The 10,980-nt window shown below is 45.8% G+C and carries 15 protein-coding genes; all 15 read left to right on the plus strand.

Annotated features, from left to right (window positions below; genetic code table 11):
* Positions 1–107 precede the first annotated feature (107 nt).
* The gene (gene secY, locus AM228_RS23830) at positions 108–1,412 is read left to right on the plus strand and encodes a preprotein translocase subunit SecY (protein ID WP_054469431.1); all 1,305 of its coding nucleotides are present in this window, start codon (positions 108–110) and stop codon (positions 1,410–1,412) included.
* A gap of 11 nt (positions 1,413–1,423) precedes the next feature.
* Positions 1,424–1,978 carry an adenylate kinase gene (locus tag AM228_RS23835; RefSeq protein WP_054469446.1) on the plus strand — a complete coding sequence of 185 codons (555 nt, stop codon included), beginning with the start codon at positions 1,424–1,426 and terminating at the stop codon, positions 1,976–1,978.
* Positions 1,979–2,256: 278 nt separating this feature from the next.
* Complete coding sequence (gene infA / locus AM228_RS23840) at positions 2,257–2,481, plus strand: translation initiation factor IF-1 (RefSeq protein WP_008191178.1); 225 nt, start codon at positions 2,257–2,259, stop codon at positions 2,479–2,481.
* Between the two features lie 113 nt (positions 2,482–2,594).
* Positions 2,595–2,708: a 50S ribosomal protein L36 gene (rpmJ, locus tag AM228_RS30185; protein ID WP_012593611.1), complete on the plus strand. Its 114-nt coding sequence runs from the start codon at positions 2,595–2,597 to the stop codon at positions 2,706–2,708.
* Between the two features lie 90 nt (positions 2,709–2,798).
* On the plus strand, positions 2,799–3,182 hold the full coding sequence (rpsM, locus tag AM228_RS23845) for a 30S ribosomal protein S13 (protein ID WP_054469432.1): 384 nt from the start codon (positions 2,799–2,801) through the stop codon (positions 3,180–3,182).
* A gap of 86 nt (positions 3,183–3,268) precedes the next feature.
* Positions 3,269–3,664: a 30S ribosomal protein S11 gene (rpsK, locus tag AM228_RS23850; RefSeq protein WP_054469433.1), complete on the plus strand. Its 396-nt coding sequence runs from the start codon at positions 3,269–3,271 to the stop codon at positions 3,662–3,664.
* A gap of 186 nt (positions 3,665–3,850) precedes the next feature.
* Positions 3,851–4,801, plus strand: coding sequence for a DNA-directed RNA polymerase subunit alpha (locus AM228_RS23855; protein WP_054469434.1), 951 nt, complete (start codon positions 3,851–3,853; stop codon positions 4,799–4,801).
* A 161-nt stretch (positions 4,802–4,962) separates the two neighbouring features.
* Positions 4,963–5,313 (plus strand): 50S ribosomal protein L17, encoded by a 351-nt coding sequence (gene rplQ / locus AM228_RS23860; protein WP_054469435.1) that lies wholly within the window; start codon positions 4,963–4,965, stop codon positions 5,311–5,313.
* A gap of 70 nt (positions 5,314–5,383) precedes the next feature.
* Positions 5,384–6,214: a tRNA pseudouridine(38-40) synthase TruA gene (gene truA / locus AM228_RS23865; RefSeq protein WP_197285392.1), complete on the plus strand. Its 831-nt coding sequence runs from the start codon at positions 5,384–5,386 to the stop codon at positions 6,212–6,214.
* 89 nt (positions 6,215–6,303) lie between these two features.
* Positions 6,304–6,759 (plus strand): 50S ribosomal protein L13, encoded by a 456-nt coding sequence (gene rplM / locus AM228_RS23870; RefSeq protein WP_054469437.1) that lies wholly within the window; start codon positions 6,304–6,306, stop codon positions 6,757–6,759.
* Positions 6,759–7,172, plus strand: a complete 414-nt coding sequence (rpsI, locus tag AM228_RS23875; RefSeq protein WP_054469438.1) for a 30S ribosomal protein S9 — start codon at positions 6,759–6,761, stop codon at positions 7,170–7,172. The genes rplM and rpsI overlap by 1 nt, the downstream gene beginning before the upstream one ends.
* A gap of 153 nt (positions 7,173–7,325) precedes the next feature.
* Positions 7,326–7,568 (plus strand): 50S ribosomal protein L31, encoded by a 243-nt coding sequence (rpmE, locus tag AM228_RS23880; RefSeq protein WP_054469439.1) that lies wholly within the window; start codon positions 7,326–7,328, stop codon positions 7,566–7,568.
* A 143-nt stretch (positions 7,569–7,711) separates the two neighbouring features.
* Positions 7,712–8,821, plus strand: a complete 1,110-nt coding sequence (prfA, locus tag AM228_RS23885; protein ID WP_054469440.1) for a peptide chain release factor 1 — start codon at positions 7,712–7,714, stop codon at positions 8,819–8,821.
* A 788-nt stretch (positions 8,822–9,609) separates the two neighbouring features.
* Positions 9,610–9,822: a hypothetical protein gene (locus AM228_RS23890; RefSeq protein WP_054469441.1), complete on the plus strand. Its 213-nt coding sequence runs from the start codon at positions 9,610–9,612 to the stop codon at positions 9,820–9,822.
* 25 nt (positions 9,823–9,847) lie between these two features.
* Positions 9,848–10,858 (plus strand): ROK family protein, encoded by a 1,011-nt coding sequence (locus tag AM228_RS23895; RefSeq protein WP_054469442.1) that lies wholly within the window; start codon positions 9,848–9,850, stop codon positions 10,856–10,858.
* Positions 10,859–10,980: the final 122 nt, after the last annotated feature.

Below are 10,980 nucleotides of genomic sequence, written 5' to 3' on the forward strand. Positions count from 1 at the left end.
ACTAACCAATCAAGCGGCTAATGATGACATAAGGTCAAATACCTTATGTCAGCTTAAGTGCTTAACCCTGGCGATGCCACTGCAATTATAAGTAGAGGGACTCCTTAATGGTTGTTAGTAGAGATAAGGCACCAACGGCTCAGGAGACTTTTATGCAGATGGCTCAAGCAGCTGGCCTTAGAGGTCGGCTGCTTGTCACCGTTGGCATGTTAATTTTAGTGCGGTTTGGGGTCTTTTTACCAGTTCCAGGCATTGATCGAGAAGCATTTGAACAAAACGTCAGTGGTAGCCCATTAATCGGTTTTTTAGATTTATTTTCTGGCGGGGGCTTACGGGCGTTAGGAATTTTTGCTTTAGGCATTTTGCCTTACATTAATGCTTCGATTATCATTCAACTTTTAACGGCTGCTTTGCCTAGTTTGGAAGATTTGCAGAAAAATGAAGGGGAAGCAGGACGGCGAAAAATCTCTCAGATTACTCGTTATGTCTCTTTAGGATGGGCTTTGCTGCAAAGCACTGGGATTGCCATTTGGGTTAGCTCTTATGCGGAAAACCCCGGCCCAGTATTCTTGTTTAAAACCGCTCTCGCTCTGACCGCAGGATCCATGTTTGTCATGTGGGTTTCTGAACTGATTACTGAGCGGGGTGTTGGCAATGGGGCTTCTCTGTTAATTTTTCTGAATATTGTGGCAGTTCTGCCACGATCTTTGGGTCAAACCATTGAACTGGCTCAACAAGATCAAGCGATTGTTGGTCGGGTGATTCTTCTGCTTTTGGTGTTCCTGATTATGATTGTCGGGATTGTTTTTGTCCAAGAAGGAACCCGCAGAATTCCGATTTTATCCGCCCGACGCCAGGTGGGACGAAAGCTTTACCGTGAGCGGAGTAGCTATTTACCCCTGCGCTTGAATCAAGGTGGCGTTATGCCAATTATCTTTGCTTCGGCGGTTTTGATTCTCCCTGGATCTTTGGCAGAATTTGCCAATAATTCTTTTTTAATTCAAGTGGCTAATTACTTGAGTCCAGGTGGTCCAACGCCTTGGCTTTATGTCTCGTTTTATCTACTGCTCATTCTTTTCTTCAGCTATTTCTACGCTTCTTTGATTATCAATCCTGTGGATATGGCTCAAAATTTGAAGAAGATGGGGGCTAGTATTCCTGGAATTCGTCCTGGACGCACGACTAGCGAGTATATAGAACGGGTGTTGAATCGCTTGACTTTTTTGGGGGCGATTTTTCTCGGTCTGGTGGCAATTGTACCCACAGCGGTGGAAAGTGCAACCAGAGTGCAGACATTTCGCGGTCTGGGTGCCACTTCACTGCTGATTATTGTCGGTGTGGCCATTGATACGGCGAAGCAAATCCAGACTTATGTGATTTCCCAGCGTTATGAAGGAATGGTGAAACAGTAGTGACCGGCTTAATTTCACGCTTAATTTTTTTGGGGCCACCAGGAGCGGGAAAAGGAACTCAAGCCATGCGATTGGCTAATCTCTATGAAATTCCGCATATTTCTACTGGGGATCTGCTGCGTACTGCTGTGCAAGAGCAAACTCCTCTGGGTAAAAAAGCTCAAGAATATATGGATCAGGGGGATTTAGTTCCTGATGATCTGATGTTAGACCTGGTTCTGCATCGTCTGGAAGATGATGATGTGGCGAAGGGATGGATTCTTGATGGATTCCCCCGTACTGTTTCTCAGGCATCTTTTTTGGATCATCTTTTAGCAGAAATTCATCAAAGGTGCAATTGTGTGCTGAATCTGGAAGTCCCAGACGAAACCTTGGTCTCTAGGATGTTGGGACGGGGACGCAAAGATGATAATGAACAAACCATTCGACATCGGTTGGAAATTTATCATCACGAAACCGCTCCGGTGATTGATTACTATCGGGAACGGAATCAGCTTGTTTCGGTGAATGGCAATTTGTCAATGGATGAGGTGACTTCAGAGTTGACAAAGGTGATTCATCCGTAATCCGATTAATTCTTTCTTTAATGTCTCACTCACCAATCAGAGAGCTTGCCAGTCATTCAGTTTCTTGGGAAATTACTTGACTGGTTGCTCTCATAAAATTTCCAGAAATTGACATCCAGATAGTCCGGGCTAAGGTGTATAAACGTTTGGCTTCTACTGCTGGCAAGTTCTAAAACTAAATGCGTCATTATTTTCGACGATTTCACTAAGTTAAAAGCAGCTTGTTGCACTTTGGAGCAATCAGGTTACTAGATTTTTAGGAGGGAGGTTAAGAGGATTTGGCTAAACAAGATTTGATTGAAATGGAAGGTACGGTGACAGAATCCCTACCTAATGCGATGTTTCGAGTTGACCTGGATAACGGTTTTAACGTCTTAGCGCATATTTCTGGGAAAATTCGGCGAAATTACATCAAAATTCTGCCAGGCGATCGCGTGAAAGTCGAGTTGACTCCTTATGATTTAACCAAAGGAAGAATCACTTATCGTCTCCGGAAAAAGTAACAGCAGGTCAGCCTTCTGCTATCTATGTTAAAGAATACAGGTAAATCTAATTTCCTGTTGTCAAATTAGGCAAAAATGATATAATATTAAGTTTGTAGTGTTGCAAAAACAACATGAAAGTTAGAGCATCTGTCAAGAAAATGTGTGAGAAATGCCGCGTCATTCGTCGTCGTGGTCGGGTGATGGTAATTTGTTCTAACCCCAAACATAAACAACGCCAAGGTTAGTACATTTACCTTCAGTTTCAGGTGTCTAAACCAGACATCTGTCACCCGCAAAATTTGTAGCAACAGCGTAAGACAAAGGAGTACAAAAGCGTGGCACGGATTGCCGGGGTAGACCTTCCTCGCGATAAGCGAGTAGAAATCGGTCTACGATATATCTATGGAATTGGCCCAACCCGGGCTAAAGAAGTCCTCGCTCAAACAGGTGTCAATCCAGATACCAGAGTCAAAGACCTTAGTGAGGCTGATGTGGCGGCTTTGCGAGAAGCCGTGGAAACAAATTATCAAGTCGAAGGAGACCTCAGACGCCAAGAGGCCATGTATATCAAGCGCCTCATGGATATTGGCTGCTACCGAGGCCGTCGCCATCGGATGGGCTTGCCTGTTCGTGGTCAAAGAACTCGAACCAATGCACGGACTCGTCGGGGATCCCGTCGCACTGTGGCCGGTAAGAAGAAGGCTCCCGCTAAGAAATAGACAGTGGCGACCAGGGTGGGATAAACAAGCCCACCTGTATTCTGCTGTAATCGCGATTGATGAAATAGTCGAAAAAATTTATAGATATGGCGCGACAATCAACTAAAAAGAGCGGATCTCGTAAACAAAAAAGAAATGTACCCAATGGTGTGGGCTACATTCAGTCTACGTTTAACAACACGATCGTCACAATTACCGATCCCAATGGTGAAGTGATTTCTTGGGCTTCAGCCGGTTCCAGTGGTTTTAAAGGGGCAAAAAAAGGCACTCCTTATGCGGCACAAACGGCAGCAGAAAATGCCGCCCGTCGAGCCATGGATCAAGGTATGCGCCAAGTTGAGGTGATGGTTAGTGGTCCGGGATCGGGTCGGGAAACAGCCATTAGAGCGCTGCAAGCCGCTGGTCTGGAAATTACCTTGATTCGAGATATTACCCCAATTCCTCACAATGGTTGCCGACCACCCAAGCGTCGTCGAGTTTAGGAATTGGTTTTTAGGTTTTCAGCATAATTATTGGCTATTGATTAGTCAATCTGCTCATCGTCAGTTGGCAGAGACAAACAGATTAAATTTGCTTCTGGATCGCTGGCGATCGTTTATGCACCAAAATAGGAAGGCTAGGAAGGCTATGAAAGCCATCCAGGGAGAAAGGAGAAGGGAGGTCACTCCGTGGCGCAGTTTCAGATTGAGTGTGTAGAGTCAAGCACTGACAAAAACCAGAGTCAGTACGGCAAATTTGTTCTGGAGCCGCTGGAGCGGGGCCAAGGAATCACTGTCGGTAATGCCCTCAGAAGAGTTCTGCTGTCCAATTTAGAAGGCGCAGCAGTTACAGCCGTTCGCATTGCTGGTGTCAATCATGAGTTTGCTACAATTCCCGGTGTCCGGGAGGATGTTTTGGAAATCCTCCTGAATATGAAGGAAATTGTCCTCAAAAGTCATTCCTCTCAACCCCAGATTGGTCGATTATTGGCTCAGGGTTCAACAACTGTTACTGCGGCTAACTTTGAGTTGCCCTCAGAGGTAGAAGTTGTTGATCCGAGTCAGTATATTGCGACTCTTTCAGAAGGGGCCACTCTAGAAATGGAATTTAGAGTGGAACAGGGGAAAGGATATCGAGCCGTGGATCGCGATCGCGAAGATAACACGGCTTTGGACTTTCTCTTGATTGACGCGGTATTTATGCCAGTTCGCAAGGTTAACTATACCGTTGAGGCCGCTAGAATTGGGGAATCTCTAGAACAAGACCGATTGATTCTGGAAATTTGGACAAATGGCAGTATCTCAACCCAAGAAGCACTCAGCCAATCTGCGAATATTTTGGTCGATCTGTTTACCCAGGTTAAAGAAGTCAATCTAGAATCGACCCACAAAGAATCTACCGATGATTCTGATCCCACCAGTCAGATTCCGATTGAAGAATTACAGTTGAGTGTCCGAGCTTATAACTGTCTGAAGCGGGCACAAATTAACTCCGTGGCAGATTTGCTTGGCTACAGTCAGGAAGACCTGCTGGAAATTAAGAACTTTGGTCAAAAATCAGCAGAAGAAGTGATTGAAGCTCTGCAAAAACGTTTAGGGATTACGTTGCCTCAAGAAAAATCTGCTAAGTCTAGTAGCTGATCTTCCGATCGCGGAGCGTGCCGGAGGTATTAGTATTTTATGATTTTTGACTCAAGGGTGAAAAAGCTGTGGTGATTTTGTAAAAAAATTTTTCAAGATCACCCATTGCCAAGCATTTTTCATTTCATAAATTGATTGTTCATCAGTAAAACTTAATCGTTATGCGTCACCGTTGTCGTGTCCCTCAGCTAGGTAAACCCGCCGATCAGCGAAAAGCACTGTTGCGATCGCTGACTACAGAATTGATTCGTTATGGTCGGATTACCACGACGAAAGTTCGTGCTAAAGCAGTGCAGTCAGAAGCCGAACGCATGATTACTTTAGCCAAAGATGGTAGCTTATCCGCTCGGCGGAGAGCCTTGGGCTATATGTATGATAAACAGCTAGTTCATGCGCTATTTGAGCAAGCCAAAGAACGTTACGGTAATCGTAACGGTGGATATACTCGCATCCTGCGAACCATCCCTCGTCGGGGTGACAATGCTGAAATGGCAATTATTGAGCTAGTTTAAATCCGTGACTGGTAAAAAGATATTCTGACCAAACTTGCAGACTTTTTACTTGCCACTGTTGACTAATATGATGTATTCCACTGGTGTTATCCCCAACCAAAGAATTGCCTTAGTTTTTCAATACTTAGGCACTAATTTTCATGGTTGGCAGCGACAACCTAGAGCTAGAACGGTACAAGAAGAGATGGAAAAAGCTCTTTTTGAGATCCTCGGTGAACCAGTGGGAGTCTATGCTGCCGGTAGAACTGATACAGGGGTTCATGCTGCCGCCCAAGTCGCTCACTTTAACACGAGTAGTTCAATTCCTGCCCATAAATGGGCAGCAGTTTTGAATAATGCGGTGCCCAAGGATATTCAAATTCTGGCATCAGCAGCAGTCCCTTTAGACTGGCACGCTCGGTTTTCGGCGAAGTGGCGACGGTATCGCTACACCCTTTACACCGATTCACAGCCCAATGTTTTTGTTCAGCCATTTACTTGGCATTATTATTATGAAGCGTTGGATGAATCATTAGTTCAAGCGGCTCTCCGTCCTTTGGTTGGTCATCACCATTTGGCGGCTTTTCATCGGGCTGGATCCCAACGGCAGCACTCTTGGGTGGATGTACAAGAAGCTATCTGTTATCGGCATGGGCCATTCGTTCATATAGAAGTACAGGCTAATGGGTTTCTTTATGGGATGATGCGGCTACTGGTCGGGATGTTAGTCCAAGTTGGTCGAGGTGAGCGATCGCTGGAAAATTTTAACCAACTTTGGACGAACGAACTCCGAGAAGAAGTTAAGTACGCTGCCCCCGCTCATGGTCTTTGTCTTTTGCGAGTGGGTTATGATAACTTTCCTTTTCCACCAGAAATCTGGCATGACACTATGCCTAAATTTACATTTAGTCCTCAATGTTGATGATTGATCGAAAGATAATTTCTTAAATGATTCCCAAGATCAAAAGTCAATCACTATGACAACCTACAAACCTTTGCAGACTTCAGTCAATGAATAAAACTTACGTTCCACCCCAAGACTCCATAGAACAAAACTGGTATCTTGTGGATGCTGCCAATCAACGGTTGGGCAGACTCGCAACTGAAATCGCCAGAATCCTCCGGGGGAAAAATAAACCCACTTATACTCCTTACATGGATACTGGAGATTTTGTGATTGTCGTGAATGCGGAAAAAGTCCAAGTCACCGGCAAAAAACGCGACCAAAAACTCTATCGTCGTCATTCTGGAAGACCAGGTGGTATGAAAGTAGAAACTTTCACCAAACTCCAGGCTCGCATCCCAGAGCGGATTATTGAGCAAGCTGTACGCGGGATGCTGCCAAAGAACAGCTTGGGACGACAATTGTTTACCAAACTGAAAGTGTATAAGGGTTCTGAGCATCCACACGCCGCTCAAAAACCACAAACGATCACCATTGAGACAATTCCAGGAGGAAACGATTAATGCCAATCGAAGATCAAAGCGGTCGCGCAGTTTATTGGGGCACCGGTCGCAGGAAGTCATCCGTTGCGAGAGTTCGTTTGATTCCCGGTAATGGTGAGTTAAAAATTAACGGCAAAAAGGGAGACCTCTATCTTCAATTTAACGCCGGTTATATCTCTGCGGCGAAAGCTCCCCTAGAAACCCTGGGGCTGGAAAATGAATATGACATTCTGGTGAATGTACATGGTGGTGGTTTAACCGGCCAAGCAGAGTCAATTCGTTTGGGAGTGGCTCGGGCTTTGTGTGAACTGGATCCTAGCAACCGTCAGCCATTGAAAGTTGAAGGTTTCCTGACCAGAGATCCTCGGTCTAAGGAACGGAAGAAATACGGTTTACGCAAAGCGCGTAAAGCTCCTCAATACTCGAAACGCTAATCAGTTGATGGTCATTTTTCCTCGGTTAGTCGTTCCTGGCTATTCCAATCTAATATCTATGGCAAATACTTGGGACGAATAACCTGGGAATGGTGACAGATCAAATACTGAAATGAAAGTTAAAATTTAAGAAAAACAACAAGGTAGAGAACTATGCCAAAACCAGGAATTCACCCAGAGTGGTATCCAGAAGCTAAAGTGATTTGTAACGGCGAAGTGATTATGACCGTCGGTTCGACCCAGCCAGAGATGCATGTGGATGTGTGGTCTGGCAATCATCCTTTCTATACCGGCACTCAGAAGATTATTGATACGGAAGGTCGTGTCGATCGCTTCTTGCGTAAATATGGCATGACTTCTGCTAGTGGCGCCAAAAAATCCCAGTCTAAAAATTAGCGAAGATTTCTTTCTTAGCTGGCATTTTGTGAGTGTCTAGCTTTCCGATTAACTCTCTTGAGTGAATTTCGCTTGTCAGATCAAATTGTCAGCTAAACACTAAGAAATCAATCACTATTTTTGACTCTCGAGGTCCGTGCATTATGGCTGAGACTTACTTGCTGGATAAATTAAAATCCGTTGAATCGACCTTTAACGAATTGACTCGCAAAATGGCCGATCCAGATGTGGCTACTGACCCCCAAGAGTTTCAACGGGTGGCTAAGGCTCGTTCTTCTTTGGAAGAAGTAGTCAATACTTTTGATATTTGGAAAAAAACCTCGGTTGACCTGACGGGGGCCAAACAAGTTTTAAAAGAAGCTTACAGCGATGTTGAGCTTCGCGAAATCGCCCAGTTGGAAGTGGAAGAACTGGAGCAAAAGCTTTCCGCTTTAGAAAATCGCCTGAAGATTTTGCTGTTGCCTCGCGATCCGAATGATGAGAAGAATATCATGTTGGAAATTCGTGCTGGCACTGGCGGAGATGAAGCAGGGATTTGGGCGGGTGATTTGCTGCGGTTGTATTCCCGCTACGCGGAAAGCCAGGGCTGGCGGGTGAAGCTGGTGAGCGAGTCAGTCGCCGATATGGGGGGTTTTAAAGAGGCGATTCTAGAGATTACTGGCAATCAAGTTTATAGCAAGCTAAAATTTGAGGCGGGGGTTCATCGGGTGCAGCGGGTGCCGGTGACGGAAACAGGGGGTCGTGTCCATACCTCTACGGCTACGGTGGCGATTATGCCAGAAGTGGATGAGGTGGAGGTGGAGATCGATCCCAAGGATCTGGAGATCAGTACCGCTCGTTCTGGTGGCGCCGGGGGTCAGAATGTCAACAAGGTGGAAACAGCGGTTGACTTGTTACACAAACCCACGGGAATTCGGATTTTCTGCACGGAGGAGCGATCGCAGCTACAAAACCGAGAGCGAGCAATGCAAATTCTGCGAGCGAAGCTCTATGAGCAAAAACTGCGGGAGCAACAGGAAGCGGTTTCTTCCCAGCGCCGTTCTCAGGTGGGCACCGGATCTCGCTCGGAAAAGATTCGCACTTATAATTACAAAGATAATCGCGTGACCGATCACCGTTTGGGGCAAAATTTTTCCCTGACCACGGTGCTCGAAGGTGAGATCGAGTTGATGATTCAAGCTTGTATTACTCAAGATCAGCAGATGCGGTTGGAAGAACTGGCGGAGTCTACAGCGATGCCCACTTCTGTCTAATCAAATTCAAGCATTAAGCTTTTTTGAATTAATCTCAGAAAAAAAGCGAGAACTAAGTTCTCGCTTTTTTTTGCGATGGGAAATGACTGTAATAATCAGTTAATCGTGTGTGATAAAAAATTCAAATAAAAGTGAGACATTTAATTTCGAGGCTTAGGGGAGCAAGCCGCAGCGCCCCTACAAGATATGGGGGGTTGGCATTGCTTCTGCGATCGCTCATACTCTGCCGTACCAGGCGATATAATAATTTCACGATCAGGCACTATAGACGAAGTATGTGTGATTCCAGATGATGTTAAAAGTGGATTAATCTCTACAAATTTGCTCCGTATTTCTGTATTAGATCAGGTTGTTTGCCCTCAATATTTTTGTTTCCTCTTTAGAGGCTGTACCAATGTACTTGAGCAACTAAAAGAACTATGTAGCGGTTCAACGCGGCTTTTCTTAAATCAGAAGATATTGAAGTCGCTACTTTTTCCTGTTCCCCCCTAGCCGAACAACAAGCCATCGTCGCCAAAGTCGAAAAACTCCTCACCCTCTGCGATCAACTGGAAACCCAAATCACCCAAAACCAAACCCACGCCCAACAACTGATGCAAGCCGTCTTAAAAGAAGCCTTCAACCCTACCAGCAAATCAACAGGATAATTCCATCTCGAAACCGCTACCCCTCCCCTTTCTATTGCGGAACTGATGTGAGTCTATGATGAAAACCTAGGATTTATTGATGAAAATTGGCAAATTTACCTCAACTCGGAATTGATTAAAGTTCCATCTTAAAGTCGTAGGTTGGGTGAAGCGACAGCCCCACCCAACAAATCCTGGTTAAATGTTGGGTTACATTTCATTCCACCCAACCTACAAGAACAGGGAACGGGGTTAATTTTTCAGGCAGTAGCATCGATTCGCGCCATTGTGGAAATTGACCAAGCACAATGCGATCGGCAACGTCAACAAGACGAAGCGGACATTGCATTGGGTCTCACCTACTTTATAATATGAAGGAGTTGGATTTTAGGAAAAAATCATGAGCATTTACTTGGGGATTGACATTGGTGCTACTACGGTCAAACTGGGATTATTTGATCCAGAACAAGGGGCGATTGGAACCCGGTTAGATCGTCCCAGCAGCGCCTCTGAGGGTCCCGACGCTACGGTAAATGTGATTAAAACGGCCACCAATGAGCTACTCGAAGCCAATGAGCTACAATTCCAGGATTTAAAAGCGATCGGTGCTTGTTGTCCCGCTCCTATTGATGCTTCGGGGATGTGTGTTTATCCCACCAATATTGATCCCTCTTGGCAAGGGGTGAATATTGCCCAAAAACTCTCCGAGACTCTCCAGTTACCCGCTCTCCTCCTCAATGATGGAGACGCGGCGGCTTACCGGGAATACAGGATCCGCGAGGCTCAAAATCAGGCTTCTTCTGTGATGGCTCAGTTTATTACCGGAACGGGTTTAGGCGGCGCTTTGATTGTCAACGGAAAAATTTGGTCGGCTCCGGGAGTTTCGGCAGAATTGGGTCATATTTGTATTGATAGTTCGGAAAATGCGGACCTCTGCGGATGTGGTGCGAGGGGATGTGTGGAAACGAGAGCCTCTTTATTGGGTCTGAGAAATATGGTTAAACACCGACAAGCTAAGGGGAATGTGCCGGAAGCGTTACAAGGAGAGCCGATGGAGGTGGCGAAAACCCTCCGTCGATTGGGTCAAATGGATGATCCTCTGTCTGATGTTGTGGCTATTTGGCAAGAGTATTTTACCAGCCTGGGTATAGCGGCTCGTAATGTGGTGAATATGGTAGGCTGTGACCTGATTGTGATTTCTGGGGGAGCGCAAGAAAAGGAAAAAATGGCATCCGAAGGGGCATATCAACGATTTAAACAGGATGCGATCGCCTGGATTCGTCAGGAACTTGACCATAGTTTCCCTCATCTCACCCAGACAAGGGTGGAATGGTCTATTGATACGCTCCCAGACAGTGCTGCTTACGGTGCGGCTCAATATGCCAGTGTGAGAGGGAATAGCAAGTCGTAGGTGAGGACTCCGGTCTCCTCCCCTTGGCAAGGGGAGGGTTAGGGTGGGGTTCTTCTTCAGGTAAAATGTTGGGAGGACTCCGGTCCCCTCCCCTTGGCAAGCTAATCTTGTAGGGGTTTTGA

This window comes from Planktothricoides sp. SR001 (assembly GCF_001276715.1).
Taxonomy (GTDB): domain Bacteria; phylum Cyanobacteriota; class Cyanobacteriia; order Cyanobacteriales; family Laspinemataceae; genus Planktothricoides; species Planktothricoides raciborskii.